17 protein-coding genes and 1 pseudogene are annotated in these 24,086 nt (G+C 59.4%); 11 read left to right on the top strand and 7 right to left on the bottom strand.

Going from position 1 to position 24,086, the window contains the following annotated elements:
• Positions 1 to 12: 12 nt before the first annotated feature.
• Positions 13 to 1,179, bottom strand: coding sequence for a muconate cycloisomerase family protein (locus tag ABLV30_RS15280; RefSeq protein WP_180978536.1), 1,167 nt, complete (start codon positions 1,177 to 1,179; stop codon positions 13 to 15).
• Between the two features lie 172 nt (positions 1,180 to 1,351).
• Between ABLV30_RS15280 and ABLV30_RS15275 the strand changes: the two are divergent.
• Positions 1,352 to 2,189: pseudogene (locus ABLV30_RS15275) on the top strand (IclR family transcriptional regulator C-terminal domain-containing protein).
• Positions 2,190 to 2,192: 3 nt separating this feature from the next.
• On the opposite strand, the gene ABLV30_RS15270 reads toward ABLV30_RS15275, so the two are convergent.
• On the bottom strand, positions 2,193 to 3,683 hold the full coding sequence (locus ABLV30_RS15270; RefSeq protein WP_004850706.1) for an MFS transporter: 1,491 nt from the start codon (positions 3,681 to 3,683) through the stop codon (positions 2,193 to 2,195).
• A 118-nt stretch (positions 3,684 to 3,801) separates the two neighbouring features.
• Between ABLV30_RS15270 and ABLV30_RS15265 the strand changes: the two genes are divergently transcribed.
• The 6 genes from ABLV30_RS15265 to narI all read left to right on the top strand — a co-directional run bounded on the left by ABLV30_RS15265 (position 3,802) and on the right by narI (position 12,703).
• Complete coding sequence (locus tag ABLV30_RS15265) at positions 3,802 to 4,377, top strand: TetR family transcriptional regulator (protein WP_224384695.1); 576 nt, start codon at positions 3,802 to 3,804, stop codon at positions 4,375 to 4,377.
• Between the two features lie 190 nt (positions 4,378 to 4,567).
• Positions 4,568 to 5,956: a NarK family nitrate/nitrite MFS transporter gene (locus tag ABLV30_RS15260; RefSeq protein ID WP_348865618.1), complete on the top strand. Its 1,389-nt coding sequence runs from the start codon at positions 4,568 to 4,570 to the stop codon at positions 5,954 to 5,956.
• A gap of 93 nt (positions 5,957 to 6,049) precedes the next feature.
• Positions 6,050 to 9,790 (top strand): nitrate reductase subunit alpha, encoded by a 3,741-nt coding sequence (locus ABLV30_RS15255; protein ID WP_064357537.1) that lies wholly within the window; start codon positions 6,050 to 6,052, stop codon positions 9,788 to 9,790.
• Entirely contained in the window at positions 9,787 to 11,331 is a 1,545-nt protein-coding gene (gene narH / locus ABLV30_RS15250; RefSeq protein WP_004101903.1) for a nitrate reductase subunit beta, read from the top strand. The genes ABLV30_RS15255 and narH overlap by 4 nt, the downstream gene beginning before the upstream one ends.
• Complete coding sequence (narW, locus tag ABLV30_RS15245; RefSeq protein WP_102803946.1) at positions 11,331 to 12,026, top strand: nitrate reductase molybdenum cofactor assembly chaperone; 696 nt, start codon at positions 11,331 to 11,333, stop codon at positions 12,024 to 12,026. Before narH ends, narW begins: the two co-directional genes overlap by 1 nt.
• Positions 12,023 to 12,703 carry a respiratory nitrate reductase subunit gamma gene (gene narI / locus ABLV30_RS15240; RefSeq protein ID WP_014838419.1) on the top strand — a complete coding sequence of 227 codons (681 nt, stop codon included), beginning with the start codon at positions 12,023 to 12,025 and terminating at the stop codon, positions 12,701 to 12,703. Before narW ends, narI begins: the two co-directional genes overlap by 4 nt.
• A gap of 148 nt (positions 12,704 to 12,851) precedes the next feature.
• Here the strand turns inward: narI and nhoA are convergent, their stop codons facing one another.
• From nhoA to ABLV30_RS15220, 4 genes are all read right to left on the bottom strand, one after another.
• Complete coding sequence (nhoA, locus tag ABLV30_RS15235) at positions 12,852 to 13,697, bottom strand: N-hydroxyarylamine O-acetyltransferase (RefSeq protein ID WP_014229271.1); 846 nt, start codon at positions 13,695 to 13,697, stop codon at positions 12,852 to 12,854.
• A gap of 76 nt (positions 13,698 to 13,773) precedes the next feature.
• The gene (locus ABLV30_RS15230; RefSeq protein ID WP_025108241.1) at positions 13,774 to 15,429 is read right to left on the bottom strand and encodes an iron ABC transporter permease; all 1,656 of its coding nucleotides are present in this window, start codon (positions 15,427 to 15,429) and stop codon (positions 13,774 to 13,776) included.
• A 280-nt stretch (positions 15,430 to 15,709) separates the two neighbouring features.
• Positions 15,710 to 16,678, bottom strand: a complete 969-nt coding sequence (locus tag ABLV30_RS15225) for an ABC transporter substrate-binding protein (RefSeq protein ID WP_265799827.1) — start codon at positions 16,676 to 16,678, stop codon at positions 15,710 to 15,712.
• A complete protein-coding gene (locus ABLV30_RS15220; RefSeq protein ID WP_265800072.1) occupies positions 16,675 to 17,379 on the bottom strand; it encodes an ABC transporter ATP-binding protein in 705 nt (234 codons plus the stop codon). The genes ABLV30_RS15225 and ABLV30_RS15220 overlap by 4 nt, the downstream gene beginning before the upstream one ends.
• Before the next feature lie 210 nt (positions 17,380 to 17,589).
• Between ABLV30_RS15220 and ABLV30_RS15215 the strand changes: the two genes are divergently transcribed.
• Positions 17,590 to 18,171 (top strand): flavin reductase family protein, encoded by a 582-nt coding sequence (locus ABLV30_RS15215; protein ID WP_004850682.1) that lies wholly within the window; start codon positions 17,590 to 17,592, stop codon positions 18,169 to 18,171.
• Between the two features lie 146 nt (positions 18,172 to 18,317).
• Here ABLV30_RS15215 and ABLV30_RS15210 read toward each other — a convergent pair whose 3' ends face one another.
• Positions 18,318 to 19,139: a helix-turn-helix domain-containing protein gene (locus ABLV30_RS15210; protein WP_014229266.1), complete on the bottom strand. Its 822-nt coding sequence runs from the start codon at positions 19,137 to 19,139 to the stop codon at positions 18,318 to 18,320.
• Positions 19,140 to 19,342: 203 nt separating this feature from the next.
• Between ABLV30_RS15210 and ABLV30_RS15205 the strand changes: the two genes are divergently transcribed.
• From ABLV30_RS15205 to ABLV30_RS15195, 3 genes are read left to right on the top strand one after another with little or no spacing between them, the layout of a single operon-like run.
• Positions 19,343 to 20,914: a sugar hydrolase gene (locus ABLV30_RS15205; RefSeq protein ID WP_265799825.1), complete on the top strand. Its 1,572-nt coding sequence runs from the start codon at positions 19,343 to 19,345 to the stop codon at positions 20,912 to 20,914.
• A 26-nt stretch (positions 20,915 to 20,940) separates the two neighbouring features.
• A complete protein-coding gene (locus tag ABLV30_RS15200) occupies positions 20,941 to 22,323 on the top strand; it encodes a glycoside-pentoside-hexuronide (GPH):cation symporter (RefSeq protein ID WP_025107869.1) in 1,383 nt (460 codons plus the stop codon).
• Between the two features lie 44 nt (positions 22,324 to 22,367).
• Entirely contained in the window at positions 22,368 to 23,972 is a 1,605-nt protein-coding gene (locus tag ABLV30_RS15195; protein ID WP_265799822.1) for a carbohydrate porin, read from the top strand.
• Positions 23,973 to 24,086: the final 114 nt, after the last annotated feature.

The raw sequence follows: 24,086 nt of genomic DNA, 5'->3' as shown, positions 1-24,086 counted from the left end.
AAAAATCCTCCATTATCCTTTGCGGCTATAGAAGCGCAGTTTGTCTTCATCCAGTTCAGCGCCAAGACCCGGCGCTTGCGGTAGCGTCACCTCGCCTTCGGCGAACGTTAGCGGCACGCTGACAATATCGTCCTTCAGCAATAGCGGGCCAAACATCTCGCTGCCCCACTGTAGGGGTAGCGTCGACCAGGCGTGCAGCGAGGCCAGTGTGCCAACGGTCCCCTCAAGCATCGTGCCGCCGTAAAGCCCAATTCCCGCCGCTTGCGCCACCTTCGCCAGCGCCAGCACGCTGTTTGGCCCGCCCGCTTTGGCAATCTTCAGCGCATAGGCCCCGCTGAATCCCTGCTGCGCCAGGCGATAGCCTTCGTAATGGGTCGCTACCGCTTCATCGGCCAGAATAGTCGCGTCGATGTGATGGCTGAGGCGCACCAGCGCAGCGTTGTCCTGAGCGCTGACCGGCTGTTCAATCAGATCGACACCCATCGCCGCCAGCTCGCGGCAGCCCTTTGCCGCGACGGTGGCTTCCCACGCCTGATTCACGTCGACGCGGATGCTGGCCCGATCGCCCAGGGCTTCAACAATCGCGCGGGTGTGGCGCAGATCCGTCGCCAGTTCGCGCGCGCCGATTTTTAGCTTAAACGCGCGATGGCGACGCTCCGCCAGCAGCCTTTCCCCCTCGGCAATATCTTTCTCGGTATCGCCGCTCGCCAGCGTCCAGAGAACCGGCAGCGAGGTCGTCAGCGCGCCGCCAAGCAGCGCGGAAACCGGCAGGCCAAGCGCCTTACCCTGCGCATCCAGCAGCGCGGTTTCGATCGCTGATTTGGCAAAGGTATTGCCTTTAACCGCGCCGTTCATCCGCGCGGTCAGGACATTCAGATTATCGGCCGCCTGGCCCTTGAGCAGCGGCGTCAGGTAATGATTAATCGCCGACACGATGGCTTCCGGGCTCTCCACGCCGTAGCTCAATCCACCGATGGTAGTGGCTTCGCCAATACCGCAAATCCCGTCCGAACGGGTTATGCGGACGATCGCCAGCGTCTGACAGCCCATCGTGGTCATGGAGAGTTTGTGCGGTCGAATGGTCGGGATATCTACCAGCCAGCTTTCAATACGTTCAATGGTCGCGGTCATCTTTTTTTCCTGGTGATGAAATACATAACTTTTCATACCCCTGTTCATAACGCGGGGTAACGATTCTGTTGACAATAGGTCTGCCCAATCGTGACGGTCAACGGCGATAATCGAAATGTTGTGCGATTATCGACGCGGTTGTTAAATTGGGGTTAATAATGTGATCGACGTGGTAAAACCAGAACAAGGAATCGCCGCGTTTTTCACCCGCGATATAGTGATGCCCCATGAACTTTTATCTTCAATAAAAGAGGGGTTGTATGAGCGAAAAAAAACCAGGTACTCTCAGCGCCCGCCAGTCTGAACACGACCCTAACTTTATGCTGTCCCTGGCGCGCGGGCTGGAAGTCCTTAACGCGTTTACCCCGCAGCGGCAGCGCCTGACCATCTCCCAGCTTAGCCAGAAAACGCAGATCTCCCGCGCGGCTGTGCGCCGCTGCCTCTATACCCTCGCCGCGCTGGGTATGGTGCATAGCCCGGATGGCCGCAGCTATGAGCTGCTCCCCCGCGTGCTGGCGGTGGGCCACGCCTACCTGGCCGGAACGCCGCTGGCGAAAGTCGCGCAGAGCGCCCTGGATAATCTGGGCAAAAACCTCGGAGAATCCTGCTCCGCCGCCACGCTGGACGGCGATAACGTCCTGTATATTGCCAGAGCGGCGGTGAATAACCTGCTCAGCGTGGATATCGGCCGCGGCAGCCGTCTGCCTGCGTGGGCCACGTCGATGGGACGCGTGCTGCTTAGCGCGTTGCCGGAAGAACAGCTTGAAGTGACACTGTCACGAGCCAATCTGATCCGCTATACCCCGTATACGCTATGCGATATGCCGGGTTTACGGCAGGAAATCACCAGAGTGCGCATGCAGGGCTACGCGCTCGCTGACCGGCAAATTGAGGTGGGATTATGTTCGCTGGCGGTACCGCTGCTCTCCCGCAGCGGCCAGGTGGTGGCGGCGCTTAACGTTAGCGTTCCGGCAGGCTATACCAACGCCGCCGCGCTGAAAGAGAAAGCCCTCGCCCCGCTACGGCGGGCGGCGATGGCGCTTTCTCTTCAGCTGTAAGGGTTAATTCAGCTCAGGCGCTTTTGCCAGACTACGCCAGATGCCGGCCGCCAGCAGCAGAAGCAGGACGCCAGCCGTCGCCAGCACGATGCTGTGCGAATGAATAAACGCCGCCTTCGCCGCTTCAAGCAGGCTTTGCGCCGGTATGGCGGGCAGCGACTGCGCCAGCTTAATCGCCTCGCTGATGGAGGACGACGCCTGCTCCGCCGCCGCGCCCTCAATTCCACCCGGCAGAACAATTGACGAGGTGTAGCTGCGGGTCAGGATCAGGCCAAACAGGGCAATCCCCAGTCCCGCGCCCAGCTCATAGGCCATGGTTTCGATGGCCCCTGCCGCCGCCGCTTTTTCCTTCGGCGCGGCGGCCATGATCGCCGAGCTGGAGGCCAACAGCGCGCTGGCGACGCTGAAGCCCAGCAGCGTCATCAGTCCCCAGGCCTGCCACTGCTGAGTACTGAAATCGGTCATCGACAGGCCGAGGAAGCTCAGGGCGCTGAGCAGCATTCCGCCGGTGGCGACCTCGCGCAGCCCCAGCCGCGATACCAGCATGCCGGCAATGGGCCCGCTGAAACCGCTCGCCACCATCACCGGCAGCATAAACAGCCCGGCTTCAAAAGGCGTTTTGCTGTGCACAAACTGCAGCTCCTGGGCCATCAGCAGTTCAAAACCCACCAGCGTAATCAGCGCGGTCATCGCCATCATCACGCCGCTTAAAATAATGCGATGGGTAAACAGGCGCATATCGACCATGGGACGCGATGCCGAGAGCTGTTTGCGCACGAACCAGAACAGCATCGCGGCGCCAGATAGTGCCACCAGCCCGGTTAACCACAGCGCCATTTGCCCTTTGAGCGCCGTTTTGGCACTAAAGACCAGCATCAAAATGGCGGCGATCAGGATCAGCGCCTGGAATAGATTAAGCGGCTGCTCGCGCCGCGCGGGCTGACGCGGCACCACTTTGGCATTAATCGCTATCACCAGCAGGACGATCGGCACGTTGATCAGGAAAACCGATCCCCAGTAAAAATGCTCCAGCAGCATGCCGCCAACCAGCGGACCGAACGCCGCGCCGCCGGAACCGACAGCTGCCCACAGACCAAGCGCCATATTACGCTGGTGCGCCTGCGAAAAGGTGCTGCGGATCCCGGCCAGGGTCGCAGGCACGATCATTGCCGCCCCCACCGCCAGCAGCGCGCGGGATGCAATCAGCGTCTCTGCCGTGGGCGAAAACGCCGCCGCCAGCGACGCGGTGCCAAAAATACCGCTGCCGAGCAGCAGCAGCCGTTTAAAGCCAATTTTATCGCCCAATGCGCCCATAGGCAGCACCATACCGGCCATTACCAGCGAATAAATATCAATAATCCACAGCAGCTCGTTACCGCTGGTCCCCAGCGCTACGCTGAGCGTTGGCGCAGCCACATGGAGAACAGTGGCGTCAATCGCCACCGGAATATAAACCAACAAAATCGCCATCAGCGTCAACCATTGCCGAGACATACTACTTTCCCTCAACATTAAAACTGGACAAGCGTCCAGGAAACGGATCCTGCCGGATTGTTGAACGAGTGTCCAACTTTTTGTTACTATCGCCAAAAAAACCGGGGTCACTAACGTTATGGGCTACTTAAATCGCGATGCGCGTCGGGAAGTTATTGTGCTGGCAGCCATGCGCGTGGCGCTTCGGGGCGGATTTAGCGCTATGACCGTCCGCCAGATTGCCGCCGAAGCCGGCGTCTCCGCCGGTCAGCTGCACCACCATTTCACCTCCGCGGGCGAGCTAAAAGCCCATGCCTTCATACGGTTGATCCGCGAAATGATGGATATGCCGCTGGTCGCCGACGACGCCACATGGCGTGAACGCCTGTTTTCTATGGTGGGCAGCGACGACGGCAGGCTTGAGCCATACATTCGCCTGTGGCGCGAAGCGCAGCTGCTGGCCGATAGCGACAGCGATATCAAGGGGGCCTATCTGCTTACCATGAACATGTGGCATGAAGAGACCATGAAGATCATCCGCCAGGGAACCGCTGCCGGTGAGTTTAAGCCAAGGGACGATATGGAAAGCATTGCCTGGCGGCTCATTGCTCTCGTCTGCGGCCTCGACGGTATTTATGCGCTGGGAATGCAGGAAATAGATGATGCCGCCTTCAATCGGCATATCAATTATTCTATCTCGATGGAACTTTTTTAATTTTAAGTTACATTTAGTAACAAATAATACTGAGCTAATATTCGCGCGTCTTCTTTCGGCGCGCTTTTCTTATCTATTCTTCATTTATTACAACAGATACATCCCCATCCCCTGATTTTATTTCTTTTATTAATTTGCTGTTTTACCAGTTTATTCTTTTTTGACGGGTTACTGTTCATTCGAGGGCAATATGCTGAGCAAAAATGAGAAAAAGAATCATTATCTTTTAAAAGAGTGGAAACCAGAAAATGCGGCGTTTTGGGAGAATAAGGGAAAGCAAATAGCGCGCAGAAATCTTTGCATTTCCGTAGGTTGTTTGCTACTCGCCTTTTGCGTCTGGATGCTATTCAGCGCCGTCGCCGTCAATCTCAATAAAGTCGGATTTAATTTCACCACCGATCAGCTCTTTTTATTAACCGCTCTGCCCTCGCTTTCCGGCGCAATATTACGCGTCCCCTACTCCTTTATGGTACCTATATTTGGCGGGCGCTACTGGACGGTATTAAGCACGATTATTCTGGTGGTGCCCTGTATCTGGCTGGGTATCGCCATTCAAAACCCCGCTACTCCATTCTGGGTATTTATCACCATTGCCCTGCTGTGCGGTTTTGCCGGCGCGAACTTTGCTTCCAGCATGGGAAATATCAGTTTTTTCTTTCCCAAAGCGAAACAGGGCAGCGCGCTGGGTATCAACGGCGGCCTCGGCAATCTCGGCGTCAGCGTGATGCAGATGATCGCGCCGGCGGCGATTTTTCTGCCCATCTTCGCTTTTCTTGGCATCCATGGCGTGCCTCAGGAGGATGGCTCTCTTCTCGCGCTGAGCAACGCCGCCCTCGTCTGGGTTCCGCTGCTGGTGATAGCCACCTTCGCCGCCTGGGTAGGAATGAACGACATCGCCAGCTCAAAGGCTTCGATTCGCGAGCAGCTGCCGGTGCTGAAACGCCCGCATATGTGGCTGCTGAGCCTGCTCTATCTGGCCATCTTTGGCTCGTTTATCGGCTTCTCCGCCGGTTTCGCCATGCTGGCGAAAACGCAGTTCCCTGATGTTAACATCCTTAAGCTGGCCTTCTTCGGGCCGTTTATTGGCGCGCTGGCGCGTTCTTTCGGCGGGATTATATCCGACCGTCTCGGCGGCGTACGGGTCACGCTGGTGAACTTTGTGCTGATGGCGCTGTTCACCGGCCTGCTGTTTCTCACCCTCCCCGGCAGCGGCTCAGGCAGTTTTCTCGCCTTTTACGTGGTGTTTATGGGGCTGTTCCTGACCGCCGGTCTCGGCAGCGGTTCCACCTTCCAGATGATCGCCGTGATCTTTCGCCAAATCACCCTCGACAGCGTGAAGAAACGCGGCGGCAGCGACGAACAGGCCCAGCACGAAGCGGTGACCGACACCGCGGCGGCGCTCGGCTTTATCTCCGCCATCGGCGCGATTGGTGGCTTCTTTATCCCTAAAGCCTTCGGTACCTCGCTGGCGATGACCGGCTCCCCGGTCGGGGCGATGAAGGTCTTCCTGGTTTTCTACGTGGTTTGCGTGCTGGTGACCTGGCTGGTCTACGGCCGTCGTAAACCGGCAAAACAATAACGGCATATTCATCGGGTGGCGGCTGACGCCCTATCCGGCCTGGGGATCGTACGGTCTTTTCAGGCCGGACATTATCGGAGCAGGAGGAAGGTCATGAGTAAACTACTGGATCGCTTTCGCTACTTTAAGCAGAAAGGCGAGAGCTTTGCCAACGGCCACGGTCAGGTGTACAACACCAACCGCGACTGGGAAGACAGCTACCGTCAGCGCTGGCAGTTCGACAAAATCGTCCGCTCAACGCACGGCGTGAACTGCACAGGCTCCTGCAGCTGGAAAATTTACGTCAAAAACGGGCTGGTCACCTGGGAAACTCAGCAAACGGACTACCCCCGCACCCGCCCGGACCTGCCCAACCACGAACCCCGCGGCTGCCCGCGCGGCGCAAGCTACTCCTGGTACCTCTACAGCGCTAACCGCCTGAAGTATCCGCTGGCGCGCAAGCGGCTGATTGCCCTATGGCGCGAAGCGCTGGCTCAGCACCCGGACCCGGTGCAGGCGTGGGACAGCATCATGCAGGACCCGGTCAAAACCCTCAGCTACAAGCAGGTACGCGGCAAAGGCGGGTTTATCCGTTCAAGCTGGAAGGAGCTGAACCAGCTGATTGCCGCAGCTAACGTCTGGACCATCAAAAACTACGGCCCGGACCGCGTGGCGGGCTTTTCGCCGATCCCGGCGATGTCGATGGTCTCTTACGCCGCCGGCACCCGGTATCTGTCGCTGCTCGGCGGCACCTGCCTGAGCTTCTACGACTGGTACTGCGACCTTCCCCCCGCCTCGCCAATGACCTGGGGCGAGCAGACCGACGTTCCCGAGTCCGCCGACTGGTACAACTCCAGCTATATTATCGCCTGGGGCTCCAACGTCCCGCAGACCCGAACCCCGGACGCCCACTTCTTTACGGAAGTGCGCTACAAGGGCACCAAAACCATCGCGATTACCCCGGACTTTTCGGAGGTAGCCAAGCTCAGCGACCAGTGGCTGGCGCCGAAACAGGGTACCGACAGCGCGCTGGCCATGGCGATGGGCCACGCGATCCTCAAAACGTTTCACCTTGATAACCCGAGCGATTATTTCCTCAACTACTGCCGCACCTACACCGATATGCCGATGCTGGTGATGCTTGAGCGTCGCGAGGAGGGTTTCTACGTTCCCGGCAGGATGGTCCGCGCCGCCGATCTGGTTGACGGGCTGGGCGAAAGCAATAACCCGGAGTGGAAAACCGTCGCCTATAACAGCGCTGGTGAACTGGTGGCGCCCAACGGTTCGATTGGCTTCCGCTGGGGAGAGAAAGGCAAATGGAACCTTGAACAGCAGGCCGCCGGGCAAGCCATTGAACTCAAACTATCGCTGCTGGATAGCCGTGACGACGTGGTGACGGTGGGCTTTCCCTACTTCGGCGGCAACGAAAACCCGCACTTTCGCAGCATCAAGCAGGATCCGGTGACGCTGCATCAGCTGCCGGTTAAGCAGCTCCCGCTGGCCAACGGTGAATCCGGCCTGGTGGTTAGCGTCTACGATCTGATTCTCGCCAACTACGGACTCGATCGCGGTTTAGACGATCCCAACGCCGCGCAGGACTTCGGCGAGATGAAAGCCTATACCCCGGCGTGGGCCGAACAGATTACCGGCGTCCCGCGCCAGCACATCGAGCAGATCGCCCGTGAATTTGCCGATACCGCGCATAAAACCCACGGACGGTCGATGATTATCCTCGGCGCCGGCGTCAACCACTGGTACCACATGGATATGAACTACCGGGGGATGATCAATATGCTGGTGTTCTGCGGCTGCGTCGGCCAGAGCGGCGGCGGCTGGTCGCACTATGTCGGCCAGGAGAAGCTGCGTCCGCAAACCGGCTGGCTGCCGCTGGCGTTCGCCCTTGACTGGAATCGTCCGCCGCGCCAGATGAACAGCACCTCCTTTTTTTACAATCACGCCAGCCAGTGGCGCTATGAAAAGCTGACCGCCCGGGAGCTGCTGTCGCCGCTGGCCGATGCCAGCCAATTCAGCGGCCATCTGATCGACTTTAACGTTCGCGCCGAGCGCATGGGCTGGCTGCCCTCCGCGCCGCAGCTGGGCGTCAACCCGCTGACCATCAAGGCGCAGGCCGCCGCGGCCGGACTGACTCCCGCCGACTACACCGCCCGGGCGCTGAAGTCCGGCGAGATCCGCTTCGCCTGCGAACAGCCGGATAACGGCAAAAATCATCCGCGTAACCTGTTTATCTGGCGCTCCAACCTGCTGGGCTCTTCCGGCAAGGGCCACGAGTATATGCTCAAATATCTGCTGGGCACCGACAGCGGTATTCAGGGCGATGAGCTGGGCGCCAGCGATGACGTGAAGCCCGAAGAGGTGGAGTGGCAGACCGCGGCCATCGAAGGCAAGCTCGACCTGCTGGTGACGCTCGATTTCCGCATGTCCAGTACCTGCCTGTTCTCCGATATCGTTCTGCCGACCGCCACCTGGTATGAAAAAGACGATATGAACACCTCAGATATGCATCCGTTTATCCACCCGCTCTCCGCCGCCGTTGACCCGGCGTGGGAGGCGAAAAGCGACTGGGAAATTTACAAAGATATCGCCAAAACCTTCTCCGAGGTCTGCGTCGGCCACCTCGATAAAGAGACCGACGTTGTGCTGGTGCCGCTGCAGCACGACTCCCCGGCGGAGCTGTCGCAGCCCTTCGACGTGCTGGACTGGCGGAAAGGGGAATGCGAGCTGACGCCGGGTAAAACCGCGCCGTCGATTGCCGTCGTTGAGCGCGATTATCCGGCGACGTATGAGCGCTTTACCTCCCTCGGGCCGCTGCTCGACAAACTGGGCAACGGCGGTAAAGGCATCACCTGGAACACCCAGAACGAGGTCGACTTCCTCGGCAAGCTTAACTACGTCAAGCTTGACGGCCCGGCCAAAGGTCGTCCGCGCATCGACAGCGCCATTGACGCCTCGGAAGTGATCCTCGCCCTCGCCCCGGAAACCAACGGCCAGGTGGCGGTCAAAGCCTGGCAAGCGCTCGGCGAGTTTACCGGCCGCGAGCATACGCACCTGGCGCTGAATAAAGAGGATGAAAAAATTCGCTTCCGCGATATCCAGGCCCAGCCGCGCAAAATTATCTCCAGCCCGACCTGGTCCGGCCTCGAGAGCGAGCATGTTTCCTACAACGCCGGCTATACCAACGTCCACGAGCTGATCCCCTGGCGCACCCTTTCCGGCCGCCAGCAGCTGTATCAGGATCACCCCTGGATGCGCGCCTTTGGCGAAAGCCTGGTGGTTTATCGTCCGCCCATTGACACCCGCAGCGTCAGCCAGATGAAAGCGATTCCGCCTAACGGCTTCCCGGAAAAAGCGCTCAATTTCCTGACGCCGCACCAGAAATGGGGCATCCACTCCACCTACAGCGAAAACCTGCTGATGCTGACCCTGTCGCGCGGCGGGCCGATCGTGTGGATCAGCGAAACCGACGCTCGCGAGCTGGGTATTGAAGATAATGACTGGATCGAGGCCTTCAACGCCAACGGCGCGCTCACCGCCCGCGCGGTGGTCAGCCAGCGCGTACCGCCGGGGATGACCATGATGTACCACGCGCAGGAGCGCCTGATGAATATTCCGGGCTCGGAAGTCACCGGACGGCGCGGCGGGATCCATAACTCGGTCACCCGCGTGTGCCCGAAACCGACCCATATGATTGGCGGCTACGCCCAGCTGGCTTACGGTTTCAACTACTACGGCACCGTCGGCTCCAACCGCGACGAGTTCATCATGATCCGCAAAATGAAAAATATTGACTGGCTGGATGACGAAGGTCGCGATGGGGTACAGGAGGCGAAAAAATGAAAATACGTTCACAGGTCGGTATGGTTCTCAATCTCGATAAATGCATCGGCTGCCACACCTGCTCCGTCACCTGTAAAAACGTCTGGACCGGACGCGAAGGGATGGAATACGCCTGGTTTAACAACGTCGAAACCAAACCGGGCATTGGCTATCCGAAAAACTGGGAAGATCAGGAGGTGTGGGAAGGCGGCTGGGTGCGCGATGTTAATGGCAAAATACGCCCGCGTCTGGGCGGCAAAATGGGCGTCATCACCAAAATTTTCGCCAATCCGGTGATACCGCAGATCGACGACTACTATGAACCCTTTACCTTTGATTACCAGCATCTGCACAACGCGCCGGAGGGAAAACACCTGCCCACCGCCCGTCCGCGTTCGCTTATCGACGGCAAGCGGATGGATAAAATCATCTGGGGCCCCAACTGGGAAGAGCTGCTCGGCGGCGAGTTTGAAAAGCGCGCCCGCGACCGAAACTTCGACAAGATTCAGAAGGAGATGTACGGCCAGTTTGAAAATACCTTCATGATGTATCTGCCGCGCCTGTGCGAGCACTGCCTGAACCCGAGCTGCGTCGCCACCTGCCCCAGCGGCGCCATCTACAAGCGTGAAGAAGACGGCATCGTGCTGATCGACCAGGACAAATGCCGCGGCTGGCGTCTGTGCATCAGCGGCTGCCCGTACAAGAAAATCTACTTCAACTGGAAAAGCGGCAAATCGGAGAAGTGCATCTTCTGCTACCCGCGTATCGAGTCCGGACAGCCCACCGTCTGTTCAGAAACCTGCGTGGGACGTATCCGCTACCTCGGCGTGCTGTTGTACGACGCAGACCGCATTGAAGAGGCCGCCAGCACCGAGCGCGAAACCGACCTCTACGAGCGGCAGTGCGAGGTGTTCCTCAACCCCCACGACCCGGCGGTGATTGAAGAAGCGCTGAAACAGGGGATTCCACAAAACGTGATTGATGCCGCCCAGCGCTCGCCGGTGTACAAAATGGCGATGGACTGGAAGCTGGCGCTGCCGCTGCATCCGGAATACCGCACCCTGCCAATGGTCTGGTACGTGCCGCCGCTGTCGCCGATTCAGTCCTACGCCGACGCCGGCGGTCTGCCGAAAAGCGACGGCGTGCTTCCGGCCATCGAAAGCCTGCGTATTCCGGTGCAGTATCTCGCCAATATGCTCAGCGCGGGCGATACCGGCCCGGTACTGCGCGCGCTGAAGCGCATGATGGCGATGCGTCACTACATGCGCTCGCAAACGGTGGAAGGCGTCACCGATACTCGCGCCATCGAGGAGGTGGGCCTGAGCGTTGAGCAGGTCGAGGAGATGTACCGTTATCTGGCGATCGCCAACTACGAGGACCGCTTCGTGATCCCGACCAGCCACCGCGAAATGGCGCGCGACGCCTTCCCCGAGCGCAACGGCTGCGGCTTTACCTTCGGCGACGGCTGCCACGGCTCCGACACCAAATTCAACCTGTTCAACAGTAGCCGCATTGACGCCATCAACATCACCGAAGTACGCGATAAAGCGGAGGGGGAATAATGCAAATCCTCAAATCGATCGGCCTGCTGATGGAGTATCCGGATGAGTTTCTTTGGCAGTGCAAGGACGAGGTGCTGAGCATGGTGCGTCACGACGCCCCTGTGCTCAACGACTTCGCCGCGGAGATGCTGAATGCCCCGCTGCTGGACAAGCAGGCCGAATGGTGCGAAGTGTTCGACCGGGGCCGCGCTACGTCGCTGCTGCTGTTTGAACATGTGCACGCCGAGTCTCGCGACCGCGGTCAGGCAATGGTCGACCTGCTCGCTCAGTATGAAAAGGCGGGCCTGGTGCTCAACTGTCGCGAGCTTCCCGACCACCTGCCGCTGTATCTGGAATACCTCAGCATCCTGCCGGAAAACGAAGCGCGCGAAGGTCTGCAAAACGTCGCGCCGATTCTGGCGCTGCTGGGCGGGCGGCTGAAGCAGCGCGGTGTCCCCTGGTATCAGCTGTTTGACGCCCTGCTCAGCCTCGGCGGGATCCCGCTATCAAGTGACAGTGTCACGCAGCAGGTCAACAACGAGTCCCGCGATGACACCCGGCAGGCGCTGGATGCGGTCTGGGAAGAAGAACAGGTGAAATTTATCGAAGACAACGCCACGGCCTGTGACAGCTCACCGTTACAGCAATATCAACGACGCTTTAGCCAGGACGTGGCGCCGCAGTACGTCGACGTCAGCGCGGGAGGCCCGAAATGATACAGTATCTGAACGTCTTTTTTTACGACATCTACCCCTACATCTGCGCGACGGTCTTTTTTCTCGGCAGCTGGCTGCGCTATGACTACGGCCAGTACACCTGGCGCGCCTCCTCCAGCCAGATGCTGGATAAACGCGGGATGGTGATCTGGTCGAATCTGTTCCATATCGGCATACTCGGCATTTTCTTTGGTCATCTGTTCGGCATGTTAACGCCGCACTGGATGTATGCCTGGTTTTTACCCATTGCGGTCAAGCAGCAGATGGCGATGGTGCTCGGCGGCGTCTGCGGCGTCCTGACGCTGATTGGCGGCGCCGGTTTGCTCTGGCGTCGTCTGACCAACCAGCGCGTTCGCGCCACCTCGACCGCGCCGGACATCATCATCATGAGCATTCTGCTGATTCAGTGCCTGCTCGGGCTGAGCACCATCCCTTTCTCGGCGCAGTATCCGGACGGCAGTGAAATGATGAAGCTGGTGGGCTGGGCGCAGGGCATCGTCACCTTCCGCGGCGGCTCGTCAGAAATGCTCAGCGGCGTGGCCTTTGTTTTCCGCGTGCATCTGGTGCTGGGGATGACGATTTTCCTGCTGTTCCCGTTCACCCGACTGGTTCACGTCTGGAGCGCGCCGTTTGAATATTTCACCCGCCGCTACCAGGTGGTACGTTCAAGACGCTGAACAAAATCCGCAATCATCCCGGGTCGCGGCAAAAACGCCTAACCCGGGCGACAGGCTCGCCCCGTAGCCCGGCTATGCGTAGCGCAAGCCGGGTAACATCCCCGTTTGACCGTCACCCCTTATCCAGCCAACGGCTCCTGTACGATATTTATTTTCCGGCCTCGGGATGGGTATCAAACGCCGCCATCACCGCCGCCAGCTCCGCTTCGCTAAAGCCGTATTTGGCATCATCCACGCCGAGGCCAAAACGCGTTTGCAGCGCCTCATACAGCGCCGGAACGTCCGCTAAATCGAGCTTTTCGACGACGTGGTTTTTATCCCAATGGGTAAAGTGGAAATTGGTCAGCGTCATTTTGCCGCCGTCCGGCAAGTGGCGGCACATCAGCAGATGATGGCGGAAGTGCGACTGCGGCCAGTGCGCCGACCAGAAGTTGCCCATCACATAGTCGGAAGCGTACTGGCGACCTAAATCAAAATGGTACATCGACTGCCAGTGGCCGTGATGGCTGAACTGCAGCGCCCACTCTTCCCCTTCGTAAATCAGGCGATATTCGCCGTGCGGGGTGGATTGTTCTATATCCGCCAGCAGCTTAATCGGCGCGGTCAGCGTCTGGCCGCCGAAACCAACGTCGGCAATCCAGCGTTCTCCCTCCACCTCCACCAGCAGCAGCCGATGGGTACGCGGCGGCATATGCGGAGGATTGGCCAGCACCACGCGCCCCAGAAGGCTGCGCACGGTAAAGCCGATCTCGCGCAGCGCTCTTTCCAGCAGGCCGTTTTGCTCGAAGCAGTAGCCGCCGCGACGACCGTGAATCAGCTTCTCTTCGAGGGTGCGATCGTCGAGATGTATCTCTCTGGGCAGCAGCACATCCAGATTTTCAAAGGGGATCGCGCCGTTATGGTGAATATGCAATTCGCGCAGGGTGTGAAGTGAAACGTCCGGGGTGCCCGTCCAGCCCAGACGAGAAAAATAGGCGCTTAAAAAGGGACTCATCAATGCCTCCAGCAATCGGTGTCCGACATTTATAGCCTGTTTTTCCCGCCTGACCAGCTATTTTGTGCGATCGTATTTATCCGCGCGTGCCCCGCTGCATCAGCGCCAGCGCGCAGAGCATCAGTCCCAGACCGGTAAAGAGCGTCAGCGATGCCATTGCCATTCCCTCTCCCGCCGAGCCCTGCTCAAACTGGCGCCAGATAAACACCGCGACGGTTTGCGTCCCGGCCGGCGCAAGCAGCAACGAGGTCACCAGCTCGCGGGAGGCAACGGCGAACACCATCAGCATCGCCGCCAGCAGCGCGGGAAAGACCAGCGGCAGAACGATCAGTCGCAGCGCCTGCAGTGCCGTTGCGCCGTGCACCCGCGCCGCGGGTTCGAGATTATTGCCAAGCTGACGCAGCGCGCTGCTGACGTAGCGCACCGGCCAGGGCAGCAGCAGACAGCAGTAGGAAAGCAGCAGCATAAACCAGGTGTTGTAGGGGGACACCGGCCAGAACGGCTGGTTCCACAGCAGAATCAGCCCGACGCCCACCACCACGCCCGGCAGCGCCGCCGGCAGCAGCGATAGCGCATCAACAAAGGCGCTCCCCTTCATTTTTTGCACCACAACCAGCCAGGCGGCGAGCAGCCCCACCAGGCCGACAACCCCTGCCGAAGCCAGCGCCAGCGAAAGGCTGGTTGCCAGTGCCGACAGCGCGTCGCCCTGCTGAGCAAACAGCGCGGCAAAATGACGAAGGGTAACGTTGTCAGCGTGGATACCGCCCGACAGCGTGCTCATCAGGCTGGTCAGCACCATCGACGCGCCCGGCATCACCACCGCCAGCCCCCCGACGCCCGCCATCACTAGCACCGCCGGAAGCGTCAGCCAGCCCAACTCCGCCCCGCTATTTTCTCCCGGCTTGCCGGTGACGCTGGTGACCTCTTTATCGCCAGTCAGCCGTTTTTGCAGCCACCAGGCCAGCAGCGCCACCGCGATCAGCAGCAGCGAAAGCAGCGACGCGCCGGGCAGATCGACAGGCCAGTCGGCGAGCTTTTTCTCAATGCCTACGGTCAGCATGACCAGCCCTGCCCGCGATCCCAGGGCCGCCGGAACGCCGTACTCTTCAATGGCCAGGGTAAACGCCAGCAGCATCCCCGCCGCCAGAGCCGGAGAAAGCATCGGCAGCGTGATGTGCCAGAACGCACGCCAGGCGCTGGCGCCGTGCACCCGAGCGACAATCGCCAGCCGCTGACCGCTGGCCAACAGGCTGCGCGAGACGGCAAAGTAGACCACCGGAAAGATATTGAGGGTCATCACCAGCACGATCCCGATGCGGCTAAAAAGCAGATCGTTAAGATCCCAGCCGGTCAGCTGCTGGAGATAGCCATGACTTTGCAGCATCAGCATCCACGACAGCGCGGCAATATAGGGCGGCGTCAGAAACGGGATTAGAAAGAGCAGATCCCACAGCCGCGGCAGCGGGATAGTAAACAATCCCCGCAAGACGCCCAGCGGTAGACCGATAACCACGCTCATCAGCGCCACGCCGCAGGCCACCCACAGGGTACCGCCGAGCATCGTCGGCAGCTGCGGGTCGGCAATCAGCGTTGATACGCCGCTAAACGCGCCGCCCAGCGAACCGGCGCTAAAGTGGGGAAAAATTGCCTGGAGGACAATAAAGAGCAGCGGCAATGCCACCAGCACCAGTAGCGCCGCCAGCGTGCCCGCTGAAATAAGTCTCTGTTTCACGGTATTTTCCTGGATACGATCTTACCCGGCTCGCGCTACGCTTAGCCGGGCTACGTGGTCACAGCCGTCTGCGGTCCGCTAGCCCGGACAGGCGCGCCAGCGCCACCTCCGGGAATGTGCCCGGGCTGATGCCCAGGCGTTGCCTCTTCCCGGCTCGCGCTACGCTTAGCCGGGCTACGGGTCACAGCCGTCTGCGGTCCGGTAGCCCGGACAGGCGCGTCAGCGCCGCCTCCGGGGAATGTGCCCGAACCAACTTTCGAAACCCGGGGGAAAAATCGGTTTACTGGGCGAAAAGCGTATTAAAGTGGGAAAGCACAGCGCTACGTTCGCTAGTGCCCTCGGCTGCGGTCGGCAGAATTTTCAGCTCGTTGAGCAGCGGGCGCTTCGCCGGAACATCGCTGCGGGCGGGTATAAGCCAGGCGTCGGCGACCAGCGCCTGGCCTTCCGGCGACAGCACATAATCAACGAAGGCTTTTGCGTCGTCAGCATGCTGGCTGGTTTTGAGGATCATCATCGGCCGCGGTGCAATGACCGTGCCGCTGGCCGGGAAAATCACCTTTAGCGATTCGCCCTGATGGATATTGCCGTAAGAGACATAATCAACCGCGCCGAATACCGCCGCTTTCGCCCCCTGCATCACCGGCGTTACCGCCTGGGCGTTCGGCCCGCTGACCACCATGCCATTCTTCTTTAACGTATCAAACAGCGCCCAGGCTTTATCGCCCATGCCATTCTGTAACCCGATCAGCAAATCCAGCGACGCGCCGGAAAGCGCCGGATCCGGCGTCGTCACTTTGTCTTTGAACGCCGCTTCGGTCAGGTCGCGCCACTCTTTCGGCTCCGGAGTGCCGCTTTTGGTATTCCAGACGATCCCCAGGGCCGAAATACCCTGAGCAACGTAATCGGCGGATTTCAGGTTCGCCGGGACCTTATCGGCATTGGCGCTCTGATACGGCAGCAGCCAGCCGCGGTGATGCAAATCTTCCGCCGTATCCCACGAGGCGGAAATCAGCACATCCGCCTGCGGGTTAGCCTGCTCGGCCTCGAGACGCGCCATCACCTTACCGGTGGTGGCCTGGAAAATATTCACCTTAACGCCGGTTTGCTTCTCATAGCCGCTGGCAAGGCTTTTCGCCAGCGAGCCCGGCCCGGCGGTGTAGACGGTGAGCGCCTGGGCGCTGGAGATCGTGGTGGCGGACAACATCATCGCGAGCGCGGCTCCTTTGGTAACGGTGATAACGGTTTTCATACGGATTCCCCTGAGGTTGAAGTCACGGCGCGGACGGCGGCAATGCAGCCCGCAGATAAATGAATAATCTTGTCGGCCAGCAGTTCGGCTTCGCGACGGTCGTGGGTGACGTAGACGGCAGTGATGCCCAGCTGGCGCAGCAGGCGGCTCATTTCGAGGCACAGCGACTCGCGCAGCTCGCTGTCGAGATTGGAGAGCGGCTCATCGAACAGCAGCACGCGCGGTTCTGCGACGATGGCGCGGGCCAGCGCAACGCGCTGCTGCTGACCGCCGGAAAGGCCCGACGGTTTGCGGTCGGCGAAGCCGCTGAGACCAACCATCGCCAGCGCCTCCTCGACCCGTTGCTGTCGCTGCTGACGCCCGACGCCGCGCATACGCAGCGGGAAAGCCACGTTCTGCGCCGCCGTCATGTGCGTCCACAGGGCGTAATCCTGAAAGACCATGCCGAGATCGCGCTGCTCCGGCGGCAAGCCCCAGCCGGTTTTCGCCACCAGGCGATCGCCAAAGTGAATGCTGCCGCTGGCGGGTACGGTTAATCCGGCGAGCAGGCGCAGCAGCGTGCTTTTACCGCAGCCAGAAGGCCCCAGCAGCGCAACAATGCTGCCCGCATCGATATGCAGATCGATCTGATTAAGCACGGTGTGAGCGCCGAAGGCGAAAGAAACGCCGTCGAGTTTAATGCTGGTAAGCGCGCGCATTATCGCCCTCCCGTTGGGAAAGCGAGACTCTGCCCGCGGTCAACATCCGCCGGCGCGCGCTCACCTGAGACAAATTCAGGGGAGCTAACATATTGTTATCCTCTTTGGGACTTAGTGACGCCGACTATAGGGACCCTCGATGACGTATTGATTACATTTTCATTGCGGATTAACGTGTTGTCTGGCATCAGACCCATTTACCAAGGAACGCATATGAGCCGTTTTCGCCACGTGGAACTTCAGTACGCCAGTCGCCTGCTCAACCATGGCCCAACAATTTTGATAACCAGCTATGACGCCCACTCTCAACGCCGCAACGTCATGGCCGCCGCGTGGTCGATGCCGGTGGAGTTCGCTCCGCCGAGGCTGGCCATCGTGGTAGATAAAAGCGCCTGGACGCGGGAAATTATTGAGCGCAACGGCGCATTTGGCATCGTCGTTCCCGGCGTCGAGGCCGCCAGTTGGACCTACGCGGTCGGCAGCATCAGCGGACGCGATGAGGATAAATTTAACGCTTACGGCATCCCGGTCGTGCAAGGTCCGGAGCTGGGCTTGCCGCTGATTGAAGAGAAGTGTCTTGCATGGATGGAGTGCCGACTGCTGCCGGCAACGGCGGCTCAGGAGCAGTACGATACGCTGTTTGGCGAAGTGGTTTCCGCCGCCGCCGATGAGCGCGCGTTCGTCAGCGGACGCTGGCAGTTCGACGACGATAAGATCAATACCCTCCATCATCTCGGCACCGGCAACTTTGTTGCCAGCGGCCGCCACGTCCGCGCCAATACCCCGGAAGAATAGCCCCCGCTCGCCTCCGGGGCAATTCTTCACCACCCTGCGCGTCTCTCCCGGGGGCGGCGCACAGCGCCTTGCCCGGGCTACCGGACCGCAGACCGCTGAGGGCGCGTAGCCCGGACAGATGCGCAGCATCGCCTCCGGGAGGTGAACTAGCGCAGCAAACGCCGCCGGTCTTCGCTGGGCGTCAGGCCAAAGACCTTTTTATATAAGGTGGTAAAGTGGTTGCTGTTGGCAAAACCGCATAAATAAGCCACTTCGGTAATCGTCATATCGGTCTCGCGTAATTTGACGCGCGCCGAAACTAAGCGCAGACGCTTTAAATAATTATCCGGCGTCAATCCCGTCGCCTCTTTAATATGGCGAAAAGCGGTCCGCGTGGTCAGGTGGAATTTCTCCGCCAGCTGCGGCCAGTTATGTTCTTCAAAACAGTGCTCCTGTAGCCAGGTCAGCAATTTATGCAGCTTATATTTGGTGGTGCTATATTCGGCTTCGGTTTCCGCATGCAGAATCGTCGTCACCAGCTGGAAAAAGGCGGCTTCGCGCAGGGCAATATTTTGCCCCCGCCGCAGCTCGGCAGAAAATATTTTATCTACCAGTTCCTTGCAGATATGGCGGGTATCCGGCGCCAGCCAGCCGTAGCAGGAAGCCTTTCGTGCGGAGAACGTCTGCAATAAGGTGTCGAGAGGCTGTAAATAATGAAATTCTACCAGTGGGTTAATTAATACGTTAATTAACTTAAGCGTTCCCAGCTCATCATAATAGTGAACATCGCCCGGCTGAACGTAAAAAACGTCGCCCTGCTGTATATATAATGGCCGGCCATTAATAACGTGTAAGCCGTGTCCTTCTTCAACGATCACCAGTTCAGCAAACTCGTGACTATGTTCATGGCTATTATCTTCCGGATCGCTGGCGTACATTCCCAGCTTATCCTGCGGATGGGTGAAATAATACTCAACGGTTAGCATCATCGATCGGGTCCAAAACGGCATACGGCGCAGGGGCAAGATAATGCATTTAACCGGCCGCCACGAGCAAGATTTATGGAATTGTGATCGGCGACCCGCTCATCTCATTATCAGTGCCATTTTGCCAGATGCATTGGCATTGCCAGAGTGGTTGCCGCGGGCGGCGGCGTCTTATGCTGCGGACAAATCAACACAGAGGACGCAGTATGTCACAGGCAATTCAGCATAATTCTCAGGTCATGATGACCCGCCACCCGAAATTTTTACGTACCGCCGAGGCGCTCCGGCCCGCGCTGAGTCGTCAGGCACACCCGCCGATCGCGGTAGTCGAAGCCCACGCCGACGCCGCGGCGCTCTTCGGCTGGCGAGCCGAGCCGGTGAGCACCCTGGCCGCGTTTTACCAGCGCGAGTTGAGCAGCGGCGATAGCGTCATTATTGATTTTGGCAGCCACTACGTTGGCTACCTGCATTTTCTCTGCCAGAGCGCCGGGAGTCCGCCGGACGCTCCGGCCCATCTGCAGTTGACCTTCGGCGAAACGCTGAGCGAAGTGTGCGAACCGTTCAGCGACTATCAGGGCTGGCTCAGCAGTAGCTGGCTGCAGCAGCAGGATCTGTGGCTTGATGTCCTGCCCGCCGAAATTGACCTGCCGCGCCGCTACTGCTTCCGCTATCTGAAGGTGGAGGTCAAAGCCGTTTCGCGCAAGTTTCGCCTGCAGTTCACGCAGGTTGAGGTTAACGCGGTCAACTCGGCCAGCGGTGCATGCCCGGCGGCGACAACCTCCGACCCGCAGCTCCGGGCCATCGATAACGTTGCCGTGCTGACCCTGCAAAACTGCATGCAGGAAGTGTTTGAAGATGGCCCCAAACGCGACCGCCGCCTGTGGCTCGGCGATTTACGTCTGCAGGCGCTGGTCAACGATGTCACCTTCGCACGCCACGCTCTGGTGCGCCGCTGCCTGTACCTTTTTGCCGGGCATACTCGCGAGGACGGCATGGTATCGGCCAACGTGTTCGTGCAGCCGGATGTCATTGCGGACGATACCTTTCTTTTTGATTATTCATTGTTTTTTGTCGACGTCCTCTACAACTATCTGCAAAGCGCGGAGGATATGGCCACGGCCCGCGAGCTGTGGCCCACGGCGCGTCGTCAGGTAGAACTGGCGCTGACCCGCTGCGACGCCTCCGGCGTTGTGCGCGATAGCGACGACTGGTGGGTGTTTATCGACTGGCAGGCGTCGCTGAATAAACAGGCGGCGGCGCAGGGGGTACTGATTTACTGCCTGCAGCGCGCTATCTGGCTGGCGGAGCGTTTCGAACCTGAACAGGCCGCAAGCTATCGCCAACGTTTACAGCAGCTCAAAGCGGCGGCCCTCGATGCGTTATGGGACCCGCAGCAGGGCTTTTACGTCAGCGGCGCCCGGCGGCAGGTCTCCTGGGCATCGCAAATCTGGCTGGTGCTGGCGGAAGTCGGCACGCCGCAGCAGCGCCGGGAGATCATGCGCAACCTGGAGAAAAATCCCCCCGCGGTCGCCATGAACACACCCTACCTGCGTCATCACTATATCGCCGCCCTTCTGCAGTGCGGGCTGCGCGACGAGGCAATTGCGCAGATCAAAGCCTACTGGGGAGCCATGGTCGACTACGGCGCCGATACCTTCTGGGAAATCTTCGACCCGGCGCATCCTGATTTTTCCCCTTATGGCAGCAAACTGATAAACAGTTATTGCCATGCGTGGAGCTGCACCCCGGCCTGGTTTATTCGCCAGTACGGACTTTAACAACAACGATAAGCGAGTGTATTTTTATGGCAGAAACAACCTTTACCCTGTGGCGGCAGCGCCTTGGCTATGGCATCGCCGACCTCTCCTGCAATCTCGTGTGGCAGATGATCTCTCTTTATCTGATGTTCTTTTACACCGACGTGATGGGCCTGCCCGCCTATTACGTTGGCCTGATGTTTCTCGTGACGCGTCTGGTGGATGGCGTTGCCGACGTGCTGATGGGGCTGGTTATCGACAATACCGCCACCCGCTGGGGACGCTGTCGTCCGTATCTGCTTATTGGCGCGATCCCTTTCGGATTGCTGTGTATTCTGGCCTTCTACGTGCCGGATTTCGGCACCATCGGTAAGCTGATCTACGCTTTTGTCACCTATCTGTGCCTGTCGTTTCTCTATACCATCGTCAACATTCCGTTCTGCGCCATGCTGCCATTTCTGACGAACGACTCGCGGGAACGCACCACGCTGTCGGCGGTGCGTATTCTGCTCGGTTCGCTCGGCGCGACCATCGTCGCGGTCGCCACTCTGCCGCTGGTTGGCGCGCTGGGGAAAGGCAATCAGCAGCACGGCTTCTTCTACACGGCGGTGGTTTTCGGCGTTATTGCCACCTTCTTCCTGCTGGTGAGCTTCCGGAACGTTAAGGAAAATATCAGCATTACGCAGGAGCGCATGACCTTAAAACGCGCCTGGGTCAGCCTGCGCGCCAACCGGCCGTGGTTCGTCTTCGCCATCAATATTTTCCTGATGTGGGGCGCGTTTTTCTTCCAGACCGGGGCGCTGGTCTACTTTTTCCATTATTACGTCGGCAATAACGATCTCACGGCGATCGTCGCCGGGATCTCCACCTTCGTGCCTCTGCTGGGTACCCTCACCGTGCCGCTGCTCGCCAGCCGGATGAAAAAGCGCCACGTTTATCTGGTCGCCAGCGCGATCAACCTGGTCGGCATGGGCATGATGATGGCGGCAGGCGTTAACAGCTGGGGCCTGGTTGCCGGTGCGGTGGTGCTATCGCTTGGCGCCGGACAGCGCACGGCAATTTACTTCTCCATGCAGGCCGATCCGGTGGATTACGGGGTGTGGAAAACCGGCATCAATACCGCCGGCATCTTAACCTCTATCAACGGCTTTCTTGGCAAGGTGGCTATGGCGGGCGCGGGCGCTATTACCGGGGTACTGCTCTCATCCGGCGGCTATATCGCCAACCAGGCCCAAAGCGACGGCGCGATGCTGGCGATAAAAGCCTGCTACCTCTATATCCCGGCGCTGCTGATTGTCGCCTCAATGCTGTGGATTGGCCGCTTCTATCGCCTCGACGACCAGTATGAACAGATCCGCGCCGACCTTGATGCCGGACGCCGCGCGCCGTCGGACACATCTTCAGTCGCCGGAGAAAACCACGCCCTGTAAGGCGCAGCACACCCTTCATACCTCTGAAAAAAATAAGGATTAATATGCGTATCTCTTTGATTAGCGCGGCGGTTTGCTGCGCCCTTTTTTCGGCTTACGGCGCAAATGCGGCTCCGCTCACCGTCGAACAACGGCTGGCGCTGCTGGAGGCCCGGCTTAATCATGCGGAGCAGGAGGCCGGAGAGGCTAAACGTCGGGCGCAGCAGGCGGAGCTGCGCACCAGCGCGGCAGAACAGCGTGCGGCGGCGGCGGAAAAACAGGTGCAGACGTTAAGCCAGCGCACCGATGCCACGGAGCAAAAGCAGCAGGCTGCCGACAAACAGCTGGCGAAAACCCGCCTTACCGACGGCTTTGAATTTAACGCCTACGCCCGCTCCGGAATGCTGGTCAACAGCCACGGCAAAGGCGCGCGCGGCGGCCCGGGGATCTCGCCGGCCAGTTCGCTCAACGGTGACGCCCACGTTGGCCGTCTCGGCAATGAGAAAGATAACTACGTGGAGCTTAGCTTCGGCAAAAAAATGACCTTCAGCGACGGGTCGTGGGCGCACTTTAAAACCATGCTTGCCGACGGCGCGACCAACCCGGATCCGTGGGTGCAGGATAACGACAGCCACCATCTGAACGTGCGCCAGCTGTACGTCGAGATGGGTAATTTCGCCGATTTTTCCGGGCCGTTCAGGAGCGCCTCCATCTGGGCGGGCAAGCGTTTCGACCGCGATAACTTCGATATCCACTTTACCGATAGCGATATTATGTTCCTCGGCGGTACAGGCGGCGGGATCAATGACGTCAACTGGAACAGTACGCTGCGCGGCGATTACTCGGTCTATGCGCGCAGCTTTGGCGATCTGGGCAGCGATAACTATCAGGATAACGATATACAAAACCTGATGTTTACCGCCAACCACTTCTGGAACAACTGGCAGCTGATGACCACGGCGATGACCGCCCAGGGTAACGATGACCTGAAAGATACGACGTCGACGACCGGCAGCTACGCCCTGCGCAGCGATAATACGGCGAAAAACGGCTACTACGCGATGCTGGCGTATCACGACAAGCAGCGGTTTTATGGCCTGGCGCCGGGCGTATCGGAGAGCGCCCTGCAGTACGGCGGCGGGCTGGGCGCCGAAGCGCGGCAGCCGGGCAGCGACGGCGATCTTACCGAAAACGCCAAATCTCTGCGCTTTGCGTCATACGGTATTTTGCCGCTGGGGAAAATCTGGCAGCTTGCGCCATCGGTTATCGCCCAGCATAGCGAAGACCGCTATCGCGACGGGGACCGCTACGATTGGGCAACCTTCAACCTGCGGGTTTCCCAGGGGATCACCCGCAACTTCGCCCTGCTGTACGAGGCGTCCTGGCAATATATGGACCTGAATCCCAACGGCCGAACCTATCGCTACGACAGCGGCGTGCATCAATACCAGGCGGTGAGCGGCGATTTTTACAAGCTGACCTTCGCCCCGACGTTTAAAGTGGGCGATGTATTGGATATTAAAGCGCGGCCGGAGATACGTTTCTTTGTTACGTGGATGAACTGGGATAAAGATCTGGATCGCTACGCGATCAACGATGATTTCGGCAGTAAAGGCTTTACCGCCGGGGGGAACTGGAACTTTGGCGTGCAGACGGAGATTTGGTTCTAATACAGCAGCCCACGCGCTTCTTCCCGGGGGCGGCGCAGAGCGCCTTGCCCGGGCTACCAGACCGCAGATCGCCGGGAACGCGTAGCCCGGACAGATGCGCAGCATCGCCTCCGG

Origin of the sequence: Klebsiella sp. CN_Kp113, from assembly GCF_040064585.1 — a bacterium.
In the GTDB taxonomy this organism is placed as follows: domain Bacteria; phylum Pseudomonadota; class Gammaproteobacteria; order Enterobacterales; family Enterobacteriaceae; genus Klebsiella; species Klebsiella michiganensis.
This window is presented reverse-complemented; position numbering and strand designations above follow the sequence as displayed.